A 17,172-nucleotide genomic window follows, 5' to 3' on the forward strand; every position below is an offset into this window, starting at 1 on the left:
TTTATTATTATGTGGTCGGATGAGTTACTAATTTAGCTGGCGCAGGCCAAAAGGGAAAAAGCCGATTCGGCGAATGTGATGGGATTCAAATAAGCGGGAAGGCGGGAGAAACGGACCGGGCGCTGGCAGGTGAAAAACACCAGGCCCGGTCAGGATTATGGGTTGGCGACAGCCGCCGTCTCACTCTGCTGAGCAGCCAGGCGAGACAGTGCATGGCTGGCAGCATCCAGCACTTGCTGACATTCCGCCTCACTCAGGGTGAGTGGCGGTTCAATACGAATGGTTTTCGCGTTATTCAGTGTCCCCGCCACCAGGACCTGCTGGCGGAACATTTCACTGGAAAACTGATAACCAATTTCGTTGTCGACAAACTCCAGCGCCATCAGCATGCCTTTACCGCGTACCTCTGCCACCAGATGTGGGTAGCGGTCCGCCAGCGCGCGGAACCCGTTCAACAGGAATTCGCCTTTACGGGCCGCCTGGCCCGGCAGGTTTTCTTCCAGTAAAACGTGGATCGTGGCCAGTGCGGCGGCACACGCCAGCGGGTTGCCCCCAAAGGTGGTGGTATGCAGGAACGGATTGTCGAACAGCACCGAGAATACTTCCTCTGTGGCGACAGTCGCGCCAATCGGCATCACACCGCCCCCCAGTGCCTTGGCAAGGCATAAAATATCCGGCTGCACATTTTCATGCTCACAGGCGAACATTTTACCGGTACGGCCCATCCCGGTCTGGACTTCATCGAGGATCATTAACACCCCGAATTCGTCGCATAACTTACGGACGGCGGGCAGATAACCTTCCGGTGGCAGGATAACACCCCCTTCACCCTGGATTGGCTCGAGGATCACCGCCGCCACATCATCACCGGTTTTACGGCATTCGCTGAACATGGTACGCATGGCGGCAATATCGCCAAACGGCACATGGCGGAAGCCCGGTAACAGCGGCATAAACGGTTTACGGAAGGTGGATTTGGCCGTTGCGGACAATGCCCCTAACGATTTACCGTGGAATGCGCCACTGGTGGCAATAAAGGTAAACTTACCTTTCGGTGACTGATAGGCTTTCGCCAGTTTCAGGGCGGCTTCAATGGATTCCGTACCGCTATTAGAAAAAAAGCAGTATTTCAGCTTACCGGGGGCCAGTGTTGCCAGGGTTTTGGCCAGCATCGCCCGTAAGGGGTCGAGCAGCTCCTGGCTGTGCAACGGCTGTTTAGCAAGCTGATGCTCCACGGCGGAGACAACAACTGGATTACGGTGCCCTACGTTGAAAATACCAAAGCCACCCAGGCAATCGAGGAACGACCTCCCCTGGGTGTCGACAAGCGTGTTAAGTCCCCCTGCTTGCCATTCTACGGCCCCGTAATCCCCGCCGGCGGTGACGGATTTTCGATACTCAAGAAATCCCGGATTTACGTGCTGCTGGAAGTAGTCCCTGACTTCCCGATTGAGTTCTTTCATCTCCTCATGATCAAGGGTGGTTTTCTCAATAATGTGTAGTGCGTGCGCGGTACAGGCAAGAGCCGAGGCGCCAGAAGGTAACCTGTTCAAAATGTGCTCCCGGAGATCGCGTATCTTATGATACGCATTAAGTATTGCAGGGTTTACGCCAGCCTGACGGCAGGCGAGAAAATCGGGATAAACTGCTGAAACACGCCGGGAATGCTTAAAATTTATTCTTTTTAAAATCTATTGTGTCGTTTTTTATGCTAAAAAAATCCGATTATTTCCATTAACCCTATAATTAATGTGGCAAAAGGTGCGCACTGAAATAGCGCCAGCGCACCGTAATCGTGCATGGTTCTGGTCAGTAACATAAAAAAACCGGTTATATAACAAGACGTATCGTTCGTATACGTCAATGATGGGATAAACCAGGATGCGCCTTTATGAACCAGAGGGGGCATTGTGTTATATAAAAATTTCTTTTATGGTTTGACGCATAGGAATATTGATTTATCGGTGGCATATTCCTCGTAGTAGACATACCAGGGAATTATTAAGCATGCTCCAGTGTATTATTTGATGCTTTCTGGAACGTTGGCTGACTAATTTATCAAAATTAATTTCCGCTCGTGCTGCGCTGTCGCTTTATTTACCTGAACACAATTTACCTCAACACATGGACCGGTGACGTATGGTAATGACTATCAAGGATATTGATATTTCGATTCAGGCGCTAAATAACGCTATTAAGAGCCATTATGCCTGGGCGGCCCAGCTACTGTGCCTGACCTTGCCGGATGCCTCTATTGATGCCAGCCTTATTGCGCCATCTTCTCATCAACATTGCCGGTTCAGTGAATGGCTGCGCACCTCCCGGCATAAAGTGCACTTCTCCGATCGTCAATTGATTAGCGTTATTGATATTAATCACCGCATTATGCACGATGCTGCCCGTGAATTAATGAACGCCATCATCGCTAAAAATGCCAGCCAGCAGGTTGTTAATGACTATGTACTGGCGCAGAACAATTTTATTCTCAGCCTGGATAAATATAAGGAACAGTTATTTGCGCTGCGTAATATGCATGATGCGCTAACTGGCCTGCCGCTACGGCAGCTGCTTTATAAGAATTTCGATCTGTTCCGCCGCCATATGCAACAGCGCGGCCACCGCATGTACGTGTTAATGATTGATATTGACCGTTTTAAAAATATTAATGACTCCTGGGGCCATAATGCCGGGGATGAGGTTTTACAGGCGGTTACCCGTATTCTTAAAGCGGCAGGGCGCTCGCCCCACCATATTTACCGCTTTGGCGGCGAGGAGTTTGTCATGCTGCTGGAGGCGACCTGTGAACAAGATGCCCGGGAGCAAGGAGACGCGCTATGTCAGTATCTGGCGCGCCATCCGATTAATATCGACGGTGGGCAACTGCGGGTGACCATGACCGGGGGATTAACCCGGGTACAGCTGGACGAGTCATTACATGATGTGATTGGCCGGGCGGATAAAGCCCTGTACCACGGTAAAAGCAGCGGGCGCAATCGCTGTATTTATGCGGGCATTAATGGCGACGTCCCGCGGATGAGCCGGTTATTATCGGCCTGATCCGGCACCCGGCAGCAGCGTAAATACCGGGCGCTGGCGGTGGTATTTACCAGAAGACTTCCCCCATCCAGACACAGGACAATAGCCCGAGAATAGCCACTGTCCAGCAGGTTACCAGCATAGTGTGTTCCACATGGTCGTGGTCGAAAAGTGCTCGCATGATCGGTATCTCATCTGATTGTCGTTACTGACGTTTTACCCCCGGGCAGGGGCGATTGAACGTGATACAGATCGCATTTGATTATATTTGTAATACAAATCTACTTTGTGGCCAGACGCCGAATATCTTCCGCCGCGCCATCAATGATAGCCACCACCTGTGCCAGTTCCGGCGCCGAGAGGGCCCGCTGATTGACCGCCAGATCCAGCGCGGATTTTATATTATCGAGGGCGCGTTTCATTTCCGGGTGGCGGCGGATATTGTGGCCGATGGTCCGCGCCTTAATGCGCTGCTGGATATCTGCAAGGGCCGCGGACTCTGCCTGCAAATGCGCCAGACCAGCGGCGGTGATGGTTATCTCCCTGCGGCCATTTTCCTCGCCGCCAATCTCAATAAAGCCGTGTTGCTGCAAATGATCGAGGGTAGGGTAAACCACACCGGTGCTGGGCACATAGTAGCCGTGGGTCAGTGCCTCAACGGATTTGATCAGCTCATAAGCATGCCCCGGGCGCTGGGAGAGCAGATCCAGGATAACCAGCCGCAGATCACCGTGCCCGAAGAAACGCTTACGGCGCGCTACCCCGGGATCAGGGCTGCGGGATGAGAGGGGTGGAAGGGGCATAAACGGCTCCTGGCTGGCTACGGGCCATTACCATAACGTGAATAGCGGCGAAATTCACCCTATCCTGTGGGCGACAAGGCAATGATTTCGCATAAAAAATCACCTGATTACCGCTTATGGCTTGCTTTTTTGCTGATTAGCAATCATTATCATTTGTGATTAGATATATCTAAAATAAACGAAGAGCGAATCATGACCCAGACATCTGCTACTGCACACTACCCGCGCCGGGTGCGTAATACGCTGCGCTTCCGCCAGTTAACCGTGCTGCGCTGTGAGGACATCACGCCAGCCTTTCGCCGCATTGTCCTCGGGGGCGCGGATCTCGCGGGGTTCAGCTCCAGCGGCTTTGACGATCACACCAAGCTATTTTTCCCGGCGGCCGGGCAGCCCTTTACCCCACCGCAAGTTAGCGAAGAGGGGATCCTCTGGCCGGACGACGTACGCCCCCCAGGCCGGGACTACACGCCGCTGTTCAATGCCCGGCGCCAGGAACTGGCGTTTGACTTCTACCTGCACGATGGCGGCCTGGCCTGCCAGTGGGCGCGCGATGCGCAACCCGGGGACACGCTGATCACCGGCGGGCCAAGGGGGTCACTGGAAGTGCCTGAGGATTACCACTGGCAGCTCTATGTGTGCGATGAAAGCGGCCTGCCGGCCCTGCGCCGTCGGCTGGAAATGATTGCCGCACAGGGGCTGCGCCCGGCAATTACCGCCCTGGTGTCGGTCAGAGACCGGGCTACCATCGCGTATCTGGATGGGCTACATGAGATGGCGGACATTCAGTGGCTGGCGGCCGGGGACGAGGAGAGCATAGCCCGGCACCTGGGGCAGATAGCTATCCCGCAACAGGATTACTTTGTCTGGATAACCGGGGAAGGCAAGCTGGTCAAACGGCTGAGCGCCCCGCTGGAACAGCGGCTGGATCCCCAGCTACTGCGCGTGGCGGCGTACTGGCACGACAAGCCCTGAGCCGGGCGGTGATACTGCCAGTGCTGGTGCACCGGCTCATGATTATGGCCAGGTTAGCGGGGTAGCCACCCGGGTAGCCGCTCTGACAATTCCCGGGCATATTCCAGCAGCAGCTGGCGCGCCGGTGGGTGGCCCACCTGTGCCGCCATCCACGGGCTGAAATAGTCCGGGTGGGTGTCAATTTCGCGCAGGGCTTCATGTAACGAGATCCAGCGCCAGTCCATCACTTCTTCTTCATGGGGCGTTATCGCCGTGGTGCTCAGGGCGGCGTACACCGGGCACACTTCATTTTCCACAATATTGTTATGGTCGGTGGCGCGGTAGCGAAAGTCAGGATGAACGGGGATTATCTGTGTGACCTGCAGGGCGGTTTCGTGCCGGCAGCGGCGCACAATCGCCTGTTCGATAGTTTCGCCCTGCTGGGGATGCCCACAGACCGAGTTGGTCCAGACCCCGGGCCAGGCTCGCTTGGTCTGGGCCCGGCGGGTGATCAGCAACTCCCCGTCGGCATTGAAGATCCAGCAGGAAAATGCCAGATGAAGCGGGGTATTCTCGTGGTGGACGGTGGCTTTGTCCTGAATCCCACAGGGGTTGCCCTGGGTATCCAGCAGAATGACATGTTCCGGGATCATAGGCGGCCTTTGGTGATATAGCGCTCAACATAACTGGGCCCAGTATATAACCAGCTCACCGCATCAGTTAGCCAACAAATGTGGTACATAACAGACAAAAAGCATGATAAACCGTCGCAAAGGGGCGATTGTGGTAATCAACATAGCGTATGCGCATCCGGTCAGGCGTGTTCGCCCCAGCGGGTAAGTGGCAGATTAAGATCGAACAGATCGAGCGCCCGAATCACGCTGTGGGTGACTATCTCATCGGCGCTGCCGGGGCGCTGGTAGAGTGCCGGTACCGGTGGGAAAATCACCCCGCCCATTTCGGTCACCTGGGTCATATTGCGCAAGTGCCCCAGATTAAGCGGGGTTTCACGGGCCATCAGCACCAGGCGGCGGCGCTCTTTCAGCACCACGTCCGCGGCCCGGGTCAGCAGATTATCGGTCATGCAATGGGCAATGGACGCCAGGGAACGCATGGAACACGGGGCCACCAGCATACCGAGGGTTTTAAATGATCCGCTGGAAATCGCCGCCCCGAGGTTGGCGATATCATGCACCACATCCGCCATGGCAATGACATCCTCCATCCGGTAGTCCGTTTCCAGCTGGCAGGTCTTTTCCGCCCCCCGGGAGACCACCAGGTGTACTTCCAGATCCAGCGGGCGCAGCAGCTCAAGGGCCCTGACACCATACTGAAATCCGGATGCCCCACTAATACCGACAATAATACGTTGCTGACTCATGGAGCCCCCTGTTATTCGACATCGGGCAGGAAGCGTTTACTATTCACTTCCCTAAAGGTAGACCGTTCAACCGGCGATTTCAGCTGAAAGGGCGTAACGGTCGGTAATTTACCACCCCCGGCGCGATGTGCGAACAGATTCAGCCGCACCGGGCCGGCAGCACGTTGTGTGCCGCTAATTTTTAGTGATTTTTCATTACATTAACGGCAGCCGACCGGGATGTGCCAATGGTAGTCTACGGCCATCCGGCGGGCAAATACCGTTTTAGTGATAACCAGCAGATCAAAAAGGTGGGGCAATTGCCCGGGTGACGCGATGGATTTGAAACGATTACGTTATTTCTGCAAGGTGGTGGAGTGTGGCTCCATTACCCAGGCGGCAAAAGCGCTTAATATGGCCCAGCCACCGCTCAGTAAGCGGATTCAGGAGCTGGAAGCGTCGCTGAATGTGGTGCTATTTTTGCGCGCCGGTAACCGTATTGAGCCCACCGAGGCGGGGTACCATTTATACCGCCGGGCCTGCGAGATCCTGCGGCTGACCGAAGACGCCGCCCGGGAGACTATCCACATCGCCAACCGGGAGGTGAAAGTGCTGCGCATCGGCCTGACCCACCTCTACCAGCGCTGGTTCACCCCGATGCTGCTGGCGCTCAAACAGCGCCATCCGGACATGGGCCTTAGTATTGCCGTCTCGGACTCTAGCGCGCTGGAGGCCCAGCTTCACGAGGGGGTGATTGACGTTGCGCTGATCCAGAAACCCCGGTCCAGCGAAGGGGTTGAGATCTGCGCATTTGCGCCGATCAAACTGGTGGCGGTTATCAGTAAAAAACTGCTGGCTACCCCCCGTAGCACCACGATTGCTTATCAGGATATCAGCCAGTACCCCCTGGTATTGCTGCACCGGGCGAAGGATGCCGGGACCTATGAGCAGCTGATCGGGCTGTTCCGTCACGCCGGGCGCGAACCCAATGTCACCCTGCAGGTCACCCAGCCGGATGCCATTCTCGACTGGATAGAGAGCGGGATGGCGGTGGCAACCCTGTTGCCGGTGTCTGAAGTGGCCCACCGGCCACTGCACCACTGCCACGTGCTGGATGTCACCCCCGCACCCCAGGTCTTTTTCCCGGCCATGGTTACCGCTACCACCACGCCGCGGATCCCTGAACTGCTGGCGCTGATTGCCGACGGTTACCCGGCGGCCCCGCCGCCGTTCGCCGTGGATCGGGATGCAACCAAATAGCCGTGTTGTGCAATTATTTGACGGCTATCTCAATTCGCGAATATTCCCCGGTGAGGTGATTCTCTTTTCCATAATGTTACCCGTATCATAAATGGTGTTACAGCAGGGTAATAATGACAGCCCGCACAAGACGCGCTGCATCAGATTACCCATGATTGTTGTACGACTATTTGCCATCCATAAATATGCCCTGGGTTAGGGCTGATTCCGGATGGCCAGGTTACCGATAACAAACTGAAGACCGGGGCACATCATGCCGTTAATTATTGTTGCACTAGGGGTCGTCCTGCTATTACTGCTGATGATCCGTTTCAAACTGAATGGGTTTATCGCCCTGATCCTCGTGGCGCTGGCGGTTGGCGTCTTACAGGGCATGCCGGTAAACAAAGTGATTGCCTCGATTAAAGCCGGGGTTGGCGGCACGCTGGGTAGCCTGGCGCTGATCATGAGTTTTGGGGCGATGCTCGGCAAATTGCTGGCAGACTGCGGTGGGGCACAGCGTATTGCCACGACCCTGATCGACAAATTTGGCCGTAAGCATATCCAGTGGGCGGTGGTGTTGACCGGCTTCACGGTTGGCTTTGCGCTGTTCTATGAAGTGGGCTTTGTACTGCTGCTGCCGCTGGTGTTCACCATTGCGGCCTCGGCGCGTATCCCGCTGCTGTATGTCGGTGTACCGATGGCCGCCGCGCTGTCCGTTACCCACGGCTTCCTGCCGCCGCACCCGGGCCCGACCGCTATCGCCACTATCTTCCATGCGGATATGGGGAAAACCCTGCTTTACGGTACCGTGATGGCGATCCCGACGGTTATCCTGGCAGGCCCGGTGTATGCCCGCTGCCTGAAAGGCATTGATAAGCCGGTTCCGGAAGGCCTGTACAACGCCAAGACCTTTAGCGACGAAGAGATGCCGAGCTTTGGGGTCAGCGTCTGGACCTCGCTGGTGCCGGTTATCCTGATGGCCCTGCGCGCCATTGCGGATATGACCCTGCCTGCGGGCCACTGGATCCTGCCTTATGCCGAGTTCTTTGGTGACCCAGTGATGGCGACTCTGATTGCGGTGCTGATCGCAACCTTCACCTTTGGCCTGAACCGCGGCCGCACCATGGATGAGATTGGCGAGACCATTAGCAGCTCGATCAAAATTATCGCCATGATGCTGCTGATTATCGGCGGTGGCGGTGCCTTTAAACAGGTGCTGGTGGACAGCGGGGTGGATAAATACATCGCCAGCCTGATGCAGGGCTCCAGCGTCTCTCCGCTGCTGATGGCCTGGTCCATTGCTGCGGTACTGCGTATTGCGCTCGGCTCGGCCACAGTGGCGGCTATCACCGCGGGTGGTATTGCGGCACCGCTGATTGCCACCACCGGCGTTAGCCCGGAACTGATGGTGATTGCCGTGGGCTCCGGTAGCGTGATTTTCTCTCACGTAAACGATCCTGGCTTCTGGCTGTTTAAAGAATATTTTAACCTGACCATTGGCGAGACGATTAAGTCCTGGTCGATGCTGGAGACGATAATCTCGGTGTGCGGCCTGGTGGGCTGCCTGCTGATGGCGATGGTGATATAACCCGCCACTCAGCCCTTTACCAGAATACGCCCTGCCGGTAACGGCGGGGCGTTTTGCTATTGGTGCCGCGGTCATCCGGCTACCGCCATCACGGCGGAAAATGACCGCTTATTGCCCTGATCATCAATCACCCGGTAGCGGATATCGCGGCAGCCTGACACCGGGATAGCGGTTGTTAAGGTGGATTTCGGGGCGACCATCATGTCGCCGCCGGGCAGCGAACCGCAACTGATCCGGTCCAGGGTGATATACCAGGGGGTGGGGTTGGTCACCGCCAGCCGGGATTCACCACTTGCCGCCTTCTGGCTACTGAACCGCAGGGACTGCCAGCCGGCGTCCTCTGGCGGCGCAATACCCTCCGGGCGGACAAACAGCTTCATCCGCACCCGCAGCGGCACCACCAGTTTATGCTGTGCGGCCTGTTCACGGCTATTCATCGGCGGCACCTGGTAAATATTCAGCCAGAACAGGGACTCCCTGTCCCGGGGTAGCGCCTGGCTGGCGCCGCGCACCATCTGTACTGAGCGGATTTCACCGGGCAGCATACGGAACACCGGGGGCAGTACCGCCACCGGCACGGCACTGCTCTGCGGGGTGGAGAGCGGGTCACCATTATCCAGCCACAGCTGCACCAGTGCCGGGCGCTCTGCACTGTTGGCCAGGGACAGGGCAATCCGCTGTTCCCCGGCGTTAAATATTGCCCGGGTGGTCTCCGGGCTGACCGCCCCCCAGGATGCGGGGAGTAGCAGAACACCGGCCAGCGCTGTCGCCAGCCTGGCGGCGCGCTTAGGGTAACCCGACGATAATTTGTGCCTGTGCATAAACGCTCCCTGGCGTAATCGACTGCCCCTGGATCTTCTCCAGTGAGGCGGTAAAACTGGCGTTAAAGATATCTTTGCCATCGCTGGTGGTTAGCGTGGCGACGTCGTCCAGGGCGTACCAGCCGTTTGCTGAGCCGGATATAGTGGTTGAGGGGGCGAGATCCATGGCATTGCCGCCCAGTTGATCGTTATAGATACGTATCCCGACACCTGACGCAACGCCGCTGTTCCCGTAATCATTGCTCAGCAGCCAGGTGTAAGCGCTGCCGTTGGTTAACCCCAGTGAGGCCGCCTTGCTGGCGGCATTCGCATCACTGACCACCAGCCCCAGCATCATGCTGCTGCTGCCGCCGACATTGCCCCCGTCGTCACCACCACCGGGGTTTTCCCAGGCGTTGCGGCTCACGGAGATGGAATTGCTGCACTCAATGCGCACCGCAAAAGGGGCATCGGCGGTGGTGCCTTCTTCCAGGGCGGCTACGGTCATGGTCGGCAACATTACCGTGGCAGGGTAGTCGACCACATCACAGGCGCTGTAGCGCAGAAACTGGGTTTGATGGGCCAGGCTCCAGCCCGCTGGCCAGTTTACGGACTTACCGTCGTTGCTGACCGCGCTGTCTGCTCCTTCAGATAACCCCTGGCCAATGCCGCCCCCCTGGAACGCCACATAGCCGGAGGGCATCTCGTAGTTGTAGCTGTCCCTGGCGGTGCCTTCCACCCCATAGCCGGCGTTATCAACCCGCAATAATTCAATAAACACGTCGCTAAAGGCACTGGCCGGTACGTAAATATGTTGCCCGTCGTTAAACACCTCTTCCGGGCTGATGGCGCGTTTTTGCCAGTGGCGCTGATAAAGCTGGCCGGATTTCTGGTTGGTCAGCCGCAGGGCAATATTCTTTACCCGGGTGTAATAGGCCCCGCTGAGGTCACCCACCGGCTGTTTACCGCTGTAGTTGTCCGCCCCGTTGGTGGCGAAGAATTCATAGATTGCGCCCAGCTGGCTGACATCACATTTAAACAGCACCTGGTTAGGACTATAGCCCCCGGCGCGGCCGCTGTTGATAAAACTGGCGGAACTGCTGGCCAGCAGGCTGCCTTCTTTCTGGAAACTGCTGCCACCGCTGAGGGTGACCGTCCCGGGCAGGCCCAAATGCCCCCGGGCCTCGGCATTGTTTGCCCCCGCCCAGCCCTGGGCGCTGTACCCGGCATTAATGGCCGCTTCAGACAGCTGGTGCGTGTCCGTGACTCGCTCGCAGTGTGCCGCCGCCAGGGAGGGGAGCCCCCCCAGCAGCAGAGCACTGCTCAGATACCATGAATATGTCATTCTGCGCCTCCCTGGCGGCAGGTTTCTGCAAAGTTATACAGGCCGTGCTCCGGTTTACCGTTCAACTGGTAATTCACCCGGCAGCGCTGGGATGTGCTGTCGCCCCACTGGACAAACAGCACCCCGGACTGCTCTGGCAGGCGGGCGTACAGCTGGCCTGCCTGGCCAACCATCCCCAGCTCTTTACCGTCGGCACCGGTCACCAGCGCCCCCATCGGTGGCACACTGCCGTCATCCAGACGGGTGGCGATCAGCGCGGCATTACCGGTAATGGTGTTGAAAGAGACTTTGGTGATTGCCCCGGCGTATGGCACTACCTGCTGGCTGCCGCCCTGCAATTCGGCCTGCTGGTTCATGTTGCTGGCATTCAGGCTGATGTTGTTGTTCTGGTACGGGGTGACGGACGGCAAAATGGCGTAGCCGAAGCGGTCAATCTCCGCCCCCATGCCGTTATTTACCGTGGCGCCCTGCGCGCCTTTCGCCTCAACCAGGGTAAAGGTTTCGCTGGTCCACGGCCCGGCAGTAATCCCGCCGCTGTGCAGTACCACGGTGCCCGCCATACCGGCCCCTAACTGGTGGTAGTCCTGGCCAGTAGAGGCGGAGCCGCGCAGTGCGCCAACGGCGGTTTTCTGCTCAAGGCTTATCCCGCCAGTACCGCTGGTGCCGCTGTGTTTAACATGTTCGGTACCGGCGTAGGCGGCGTAAGAGAGGCGGTTATCCTCACCCACGGTACCGCTCATGCCCACATTGGCGCTTTTGGTGGTTTTGCTCTGGTAATACCCGGTTGAGAGCTGGGTACGGCTTTTGGCAAAGTCCAGCGGCACGGAGATCCCCAGTGAGAAGGTGGTCTCGGTATATTTGCGCTTATTGTGGTTATCGAAGTCGGCATCGTTAACGCTGCTATTAAAGCGGTCGGCATATACCGTGCGCTGGCGGCCGGCGCTGATGTTATAGCTGACACTGTTCCAGCTGTTGCTGTAGCTCAACTGGAACTGGGTGATCCGCCCGTTATCTTCATAATAATCTGAGGTACTGCCGGACAAACTCAGGTTGCCCCACTGGTCCATGGGCTGGCTAATGGCGGCAGAGAAGCTATTACGCTGGTAGAGCGTGTCGGAATAGTAGCTATCGCCGGACTTATTCTGGCGCCTTACACCCAGGACATCTTCCAGGTCCCGGAAGCCGCTGGTGGAGTAGCGATAAGCCGCCAGGGAGAGGTTAGTCCGGGTGGCAAAGACTTTGGCGTAGCTGGCTTCCACCCGCCAGCCTTGCTCGCTTTTCCCGTTGCCCATCTCCGCGTGTGAGTAGGTGGTGTTGACCCCAAAAGCCCCCAGTTGGGTGGTTAATACCCCACCCACCAGGGCTGCCTGGTAGTCTTCACCGATCCGGCTGCCGATATTGGCGGTGAGGGCATTGTTCACCCCGTATTGCACCACCCCTTCGGCAAACTTGTTGTCGACATCGGTATAGCGGCGCACATAACCCATTGAGAACTCGTAGTTCCAGTTCCCGGCACGGACTGAGTCCGGCACCGCGGTATAAGGCACGGTAAAGCTAGAGGTATGGCCGTCGGCCTCGATAATTTTTACTTCCAGATCGCCCCGGTAGCTGGAGTTACCCAGATCGTCTATCACAAAGGGGCCTGGCGGTACGGTGGTTTCGTAAAAGGCTTTCCCTTGCTGGGAAATAATCACCCGGGCGGTGGTGGTGGCGATACCGCGCACCTCCGGGGCATAGCCGCGGCGGCTTTGTGGCCGCATGCGTTGATCGGTGGACACTTTCAGCCCGTTAAACGCCAGGGTGCCGAACTGGCTACTGTTGGTGTAGTTTTCCCCCAGCGCCACAATGCCCCCGATCTCTGCCACCGGGCGCTGTACCCAGGTGCGGGCGGTGTTGTATTTGTAATCCGAGCCAGAGGTATTGCTGGAAGAGAAACGGGCGTTGCCCTGATGGCGTACTTGCCAGGCGCCAATATTGGCCCCGGCGTCGATATTGCTCCACGCATAGTGGTAGCGGTAATTGGATTTGGTGTTGTTGTTGTAATAATAGTTAGTGTTATGGCGCACATAGGCCGCCGTGGTGCCTTTATCCCACTGGGATGGCGGGATATATCCCCGGGGGCGACGGTTTAATTCGCTCTGGGGCAGGGTGATATCCAGCCGCAGTTGGGCGCTGTTCACCTTCCAGTTCAGCTTTTTACTGAGATCGCCGATAAAACGGCAGTTGCCGGCGCCTTTGGGCTGGGCTTTCACGCGGATGCCGCTCTCCTGGACGAGTGCGTCGCTCAGGCAGGGCTCCGCCATACGGCCGGTGGGGACTTTTACCGTCACCGGCGCTTTGCCGCGCACGAATTTGCCGTTCACGTAGATATCCAGCATATAGTCCCCGGCGGGGAGCCGGTCTTCCTGCTGGTTAAAACGGGTGAAATCGATCCCCTGACCGTAGGGGGAACCCTGGATCAACTGGGGATCGAAATAGAAATCTGCGGCTTGTGCCGCAGTGCCGGTGCTCAGAAGCGCCAGTAGTAGCGCCCGGGCACGGGCCCGGCCCCAGAGGGACCGGGCCTCCTGCGCCCTGATATCAGAGTGGGTATTCTGCACTGATCCTTGCTCCCAGATCGTTGATAAGCGTAATCCGTACGCTCTTCATGTCGCTGCTTTTGGCTTTCGGGAAGGTGTAGTTTTTGCTGGAGAACGGGGCGATCATTTCGCCACTTTGCGGTAGCCCGTGGCGGGTGTTGGTTAACAGTAATCCGGTAACGGTAACGTGGTACGGCTGGTCGTTTTCCACTTTGATGGTGGTGCCGTTGCCTGCGCGGCTGACTTTGAGATGTTTAAGCATCTCCTTCGGGTTACCTTCCATGCCCTTCGGGCGATAGAACAGTTTGACCCGGTTACGCAGGGCGATGGTCAGGCTATTGGCCGGGACCTCACCGTTTTGGTCCGCCCCCACGTTGGCCGGAGGCAGCTGTAAAAAGTTGAAGTAGAAAACGGACTCGCGATCCTGGGGCAGCGGTTTGGCACCGGTATAGACCAGGCGCAGGATCTGGCCGCTATTGGCCTGGACCCGGGAAACCGGCGGGGTAACCACAAACGGGATATTGGCCGACTTCGCCGGGCCATCGTCCATATTGCCGGCATCAAACCAGGTGGTGACCACATAGGGCAGGGCGGTTTTATTGGTCAGGTGGATATCCGTAGAGTTTGAACCGCCATTATAAATAATGCGCGTGCCTACCATGGTGACACTGGCGCGAGCGTGATGGCTTAACAGGGTTAATACCATCAGCGTGAAAATAACCAGCAGGGCCTTAGCCCCCGGGTAATAACGTTCCATGTCATAGCTCCTGGGATCGCGAAAATGGCGGGGTTGCCCCCGCCATGGGTTACAGATTAATCGTAAGACAGTGCGTACTGCATAGAGGCCCGGACGTAACCGGAACTCAGCTCGTCAAAGGCTTCATGGGCAATATACTGTGCGGTGTAAACCGCGCTGGCGTTGCCCTGAGCGTCCAGTACCAGATCACCGTCGCCGTGGTAGCGCTTGCTGAAGTCAATTGTCGATTTGCCTTTTGCTTCCGGCGTTAAGATATCGATATGAACATTCTTCGCGCCACCGGCATCTGGGGTTATCACGTTCAACAGATTGGTATCGGCAATTTCGTGAGCCACAAATACCGTGGAGATGGCATCACCGGAATAGAGAATGTCGTTAACGCCATCGCCATCTGCACGCGTTCCTGACGGTTCAGAAATGGTGCAGCCGCTAACGGCGACGACAAACTCGGTTTCACCGGTGGTATCCCCTTTACTGGAGAAGTCTGAGCGCGGTACGGTCGGTAACAGTACGACTGGTTTAATTTCCTGGCCGTTAATGGTCATCACACAGGTCTGATCGGTCACCTGGCCGAGGAAGGTCACGGTGTTGTCAGAGTAGGCTGGCGGAACCAGGTCTACTGCCAGTGTATTCCCGGAAAACAGGGCACAGGCGATGGCGGCAGGCATCAGGGCTTTCGTTAGTTTCATAGCAAACTCCATTTCATGGTTAATACAACAATCCCTGCAATTGCAGGCAGTTAACTGGCAAATCTGCATAAATCCCCCTATGCAAACCCACCGGAAATGTTGAAAGGTTCCCTGGTAGTCAGTGAGTAATGCCTGGCCACCTGATTGCTTTTATTTCGTCTACCCGGCAGTGTCCCGCCGCGGCAAGTGGTGTGGTCCTCCTGTGGTTGGTTAGTCGTAAGACAGTGCGTACTGCATTGAGGCGCGCACATAGCCCGCGCTCAAATTGGCGTATTCGTCATGGGCGATATACCGGGCGGTGTAGATAGCACTGGCGCTGCCGATACCGTCAGTATCTTTGAGTTCCAGGTCACCGTTACCGTGGAACGGTTGCCGGAAATCAATATCATCACCGCGTGAATCGACAATGTTGATATGGATATTTTGGGCGCCGCCGTTATCCGGCAGGATCACGTTTTTCAGGTCAGGACCTTCAATTTCGTGGGCCACAAACGTGGTGGAGATGGCATCCCCTTCTCCCAGATATTTGATTACCGCACGGGCATCATCGGCCGGGTAACCCATCCGACAACCGCTAACGGCCACCACAAACTCCGTTTCACCGGCGGTGGATTCAGATTGAAAAACGTCCCGCGGTACTGTCGGCAACAGCACTACCGGCCGAATAGCCTGACCGTTAATGGTCATTTCGCAGGTCTGGTCTGTCACCTGGCCGAGAAAGGTCACGGTATTGTCGGAATACGCGTTTGGTGCCAGCTCTGCCTCTGCAGCCATCGCGTTACCGGCAAACAGCGCACAGGCGATAGCGGCTGGCATCAGTGCCTTCGTACATGTCATAGCAAACTCCTTTTCATGGTTAATATTACGTTCCCTGCGGGTGCAGGCTTCCCTGATGACGGTCGACTCCCCGATGGACCATCACCCTGAATACGTAAGAAATCCCTTCAGTAACCATTGTGTAATGCCCGCCTGAATGGCGTTAACGCGCGCAGTAATAAGCGTTAGCCGCGCGTAATAAAAAGAACACACCGGCTTATGTTATTAGTCATAAGACAAGGCGTACTGCATGGAGGCGCGGACGTAACCGGCACCCAGTTCAGAAGGTTCACCGTGGGCAATATACTGGGCGGTATATGTCGCGGTGGCAGTGGTGCTATCGCCCCCTTTCAGTCTCAAATCGCCTTCACCGTGGAAGGGGGTGGCGAAGTCGATATCGTAATTACGGGTGTCGATAATATTGATATGCACATTCTTCGCCCCGCCCGATGCTTCCGGGATCACGTTCAACAGGTTGCCGTCGATAGTTTCATGGGCCACAAATGTGGTAGAGATACGCTTCCCGTTAACCAGCGCACGCGTGGGCGGGGGATCATTAATCGGGCAGCCGCTAACCGCCACCACAAACTCGGTATCACCCGCTCTCGCCCGGTCAGCATCAAAACTTTCCACCGGAACGGTCGGCAGCAGTACTACTGGCTTAACGGCCTGGCCGTTAATGGTTATTTGGCAGGTCTGGTCGGTCACCTGGCCGAGGAAGGTCACGGTATTGTCGGAATACGCGGCGACCGGCTCAAGTTCGACCGCCATTGCGCTACCGGCAAACAGCGCGCAGGCGATAGCGGCCGGCATCAATGCCTGAGTAAATGTCATCGAAAACTCCTTTTTATGGTTAATATTACGTTCCCTGCCGGTGCAGGTTTCACGGGGCGGTTTATTCCCTGATAGACCACCCGCCTGAATACGTAAGAAATCCCTTCAGTAACCATTGAGTCATGCCCGCCATAAGGCGTTAACTAATTAATCACCGGGCTAAATATTTCCCGAAAAAATAACAGTGGCCTCCTTATTTCATGGTGTTCTTTATCGTTGCTGCCGATGCGCACGGGGAATGCCCCTGGCGCGTTATATTTGGCGACGGCTTAGGGAAGGTGCGAATAAGCAGGTCATTTCTTCCCAAGCTGACTCGCTGATTAAAATTTCGCGGATCTGGGCCGATTTTTTTCCCGCAAACACATCGAATCA

15 protein-coding genes are annotated in these 17,172 nt (G+C 56.5%); 4 read left to right on the forward strand and 11 right to left on the reverse strand.

The window, feature by feature from the left end:
* Window positions 1-155: 155 nt before the first annotated feature.
* Window positions 156-1,553: a putrescine aminotransferase gene (gene ygjG / locus F9C28_RS10555; RefSeq protein ID WP_199015238.1), complete on the reverse strand. Its 1,398-nt coding sequence runs from the start codon at window positions 1,551-1,553 to the stop codon at window positions 156-158.
* 592 nt (window positions 1,554-2,145) lie between these two features.
* On the opposite strand from ygjG, the gene F9C28_RS10560 reads away from it, so the two are divergent.
* Window positions 2,146-3,057, forward strand: a complete 912-nt coding sequence (locus F9C28_RS10560; RefSeq protein WP_233149019.1) for a diguanylate cyclase — start codon at window positions 2,146-2,148, stop codon at window positions 3,055-3,057.
* A gap of 260 nt (window positions 3,058-3,317) precedes the next feature.
* Here F9C28_RS10560 and F9C28_RS10565 read toward each other — a convergent pair whose 3' ends face one another.
* Complete coding sequence (locus F9C28_RS10565; protein WP_199015242.1) at window positions 3,318-3,839, reverse strand: PadR family transcriptional regulator; 522 nt, start codon at window positions 3,837-3,839, stop codon at window positions 3,318-3,320.
* A 192-nt stretch (window positions 3,840-4,031) separates the two neighbouring features.
* Here F9C28_RS10565 and F9C28_RS10570 point away from each other — a divergent pair, with 192 nt between their 5' ends.
* Complete coding sequence (locus tag F9C28_RS10570) at window positions 4,032-4,811, forward strand: siderophore-interacting protein (RefSeq protein ID WP_199015244.1); 780 nt, start codon at window positions 4,032-4,034, stop codon at window positions 4,809-4,811.
* A 53-nt stretch (window positions 4,812-4,864) separates the two neighbouring features.
* Here F9C28_RS10570 and idi read toward each other — a convergent pair whose 3' ends face one another.
* Both idi and F9C28_RS10580 read right to left on the reverse strand, forming a co-directional pair.
* Window positions 4,865-5,443 carry an isopentenyl-diphosphate Delta-isomerase gene (gene idi / locus F9C28_RS10575; RefSeq protein WP_199015246.1) on the reverse strand — a complete coding sequence of 193 codons (579 nt, stop codon included), beginning with the start codon at window positions 5,441-5,443 and terminating at the stop codon, window positions 4,865-4,867.
* Window positions 5,444-5,604: 161 nt separating this feature from the next.
* A complete protein-coding gene (locus F9C28_RS10580; protein WP_199015248.1) occupies window positions 5,605-6,171 on the reverse strand; it encodes a UbiX family flavin prenyltransferase in 567 nt (188 codons plus the stop codon).
* A 315-nt stretch (window positions 6,172-6,486) separates the two neighbouring features.
* Here F9C28_RS10580 and F9C28_RS10585 point away from each other — a divergent pair, with 315 nt between their 5' ends.
* Window positions 6,487-7,410, forward strand: coding sequence for a LysR family transcriptional regulator (locus F9C28_RS10585; protein WP_199015250.1), 924 nt, complete (start codon window positions 6,487-6,489; stop codon window positions 7,408-7,410).
* A gap of 253 nt (window positions 7,411-7,663) precedes the next feature.
* Window positions 7,664-8,980, forward strand: a complete 1,317-nt coding sequence (gntT, locus tag F9C28_RS10590) for a gluconate transporter (protein WP_199015252.1) — start codon at window positions 7,664-7,666, stop codon at window positions 8,978-8,980.
* A gap of 71 nt (window positions 8,981-9,051) precedes the next feature.
* Here the strand turns inward: gntT and F9C28_RS10595 are convergent, their stop codons facing one another.
* From F9C28_RS10595 to F9C28_RS10625, 7 genes are all read right to left on the reverse strand, one after another.
* Window positions 9,052-9,801 (reverse strand): fimbria/pilus periplasmic chaperone, encoded by a 750-nt coding sequence (locus F9C28_RS10595; RefSeq protein WP_199015254.1) that lies wholly within the window; start codon window positions 9,799-9,801, stop codon window positions 9,052-9,054.
* Window positions 9,767-11,125, reverse strand: coding sequence for a fimbrial usher protein StbD (gene stbD / locus F9C28_RS10600; RefSeq protein WP_199015256.1), 1,359 nt, complete (start codon window positions 11,123-11,125; stop codon window positions 9,767-9,769). The genes F9C28_RS10595 and stbD overlap by 35 nt, the downstream gene beginning before the upstream one ends.
* Window positions 11,122-13,725, reverse strand: coding sequence for a fimbrial outer membrane usher protein (locus tag F9C28_RS10605; RefSeq protein ID WP_332909410.1), 2,604 nt, complete (start codon window positions 13,723-13,725; stop codon window positions 11,122-11,124). The genes stbD and F9C28_RS10605 overlap by 4 nt, the downstream gene beginning before the upstream one ends.
* Window positions 13,706-14,461, reverse strand: a complete 756-nt coding sequence (locus F9C28_RS10610) for a fimbria/pilus periplasmic chaperone (protein WP_233149020.1) — start codon at window positions 14,459-14,461, stop codon at window positions 13,706-13,708. The genes F9C28_RS10605 and F9C28_RS10610 overlap by 20 nt, the downstream gene beginning before the upstream one ends.
* A gap of 56 nt (window positions 14,462-14,517) precedes the next feature.
* Entirely contained in the window at window positions 14,518-15,150 is a 633-nt protein-coding gene (locus F9C28_RS10615) for a fimbrial protein (protein WP_199015258.1), read from the reverse strand.
* 210 nt (window positions 15,151-15,360) lie between these two features.
* Complete coding sequence (locus F9C28_RS10620) at window positions 15,361-15,987, reverse strand: fimbrial protein (RefSeq protein WP_199015260.1); 627 nt, start codon at window positions 15,985-15,987, stop codon at window positions 15,361-15,363.
* Between the two features lie 204 nt (window positions 15,988-16,191).
* On the reverse strand, window positions 16,192-16,800 hold the full coding sequence (locus tag F9C28_RS10625) for a fimbrial protein (RefSeq protein WP_199015262.1): 609 nt from the start codon (window positions 16,798-16,800) through the stop codon (window positions 16,192-16,194).
* Window positions 16,801-17,172: the final 372 nt, after the last annotated feature.

The organism is Shimwellia pseudoproteus, assembly GCF_016415625.1.
GTDB lineage: Bacteria > Pseudomonadota > Gammaproteobacteria > Enterobacterales > Enterobacteriaceae > Shimwellia > Shimwellia pseudoproteus.

Coding starts and splice junctions, on each gene's coding strand:
- F9C28_RS10625 (WP_199015262.1), bottom strand. CDS start 16,800: ATGACATTTACTCAGGCATTGATGCCGGCCGCTATCGCCTGCGCGCTG.
- gntT (WP_199015252.1), top strand. CDS start 7,664: ATGCCGTTAATTATTGTTGCACTAGGGGTCGTCCTGCTATTACTGCTG.
- stbD (WP_199015256.1), bottom strand. CDS start 11,125: ATGACATATTCATGGTATCTGAGCAGTGCTCTGCTGCTGGGGGGGCTC.
- F9C28_RS10580 (WP_199015248.1), bottom strand. CDS start 6,171: ATGAGTCAGCAACGTATTATTGTCGGTATTAGTGGGGCATCCGGATTT.
- idi (WP_199015246.1), bottom strand. CDS start 5,443: ATGATCCCGGAACATGTCATTCTGCTGGATACCCAGGGCAACCCCTGT.
- F9C28_RS10615 (WP_199015258.1), bottom strand. CDS start 15,150: ATGAAACTAACGAAAGCCCTGATGCCTGCCGCCATCGCCTGTGCCCTG.
- F9C28_RS10560 (WP_233149019.1), top strand. CDS start 2,146: ATGACTATCAAGGATATTGATATTTCGATTCAGGCGCTAAATAACGCT.
- F9C28_RS10585 (WP_199015250.1), top strand. CDS start 6,487: ATGGATTTGAAACGATTACGTTATTTCTGCAAGGTGGTGGAGTGTGGC.
- F9C28_RS10595 (WP_199015254.1), bottom strand. CDS start 9,801: ATGCACAGGCACAAATTATCGTCGGGTTACCCTAAGCGCGCCGCCAGG.
- F9C28_RS10570 (WP_199015244.1), top strand. CDS start 4,032: ATGACCCAGACATCTGCTACTGCACACTACCCGCGCCGGGTGCGTAAT.
- F9C28_RS10565 (WP_199015242.1), bottom strand. CDS start 3,839: ATGCCCCTTCCACCCCTCTCATCCCGCAGCCCTGATCCCGGGGTAGCG.
- F9C28_RS10620 (WP_199015260.1), bottom strand. CDS start 15,987: ATGACATGTACGAAGGCACTGATGCCAGCCGCTATCGCCTGTGCGCTG.
- F9C28_RS10610 (WP_233149020.1), bottom strand. CDS start 14,461: ATGGAACGTTATTACCCGGGGGCTAAGGCCCTGCTGGTTATTTTCACG.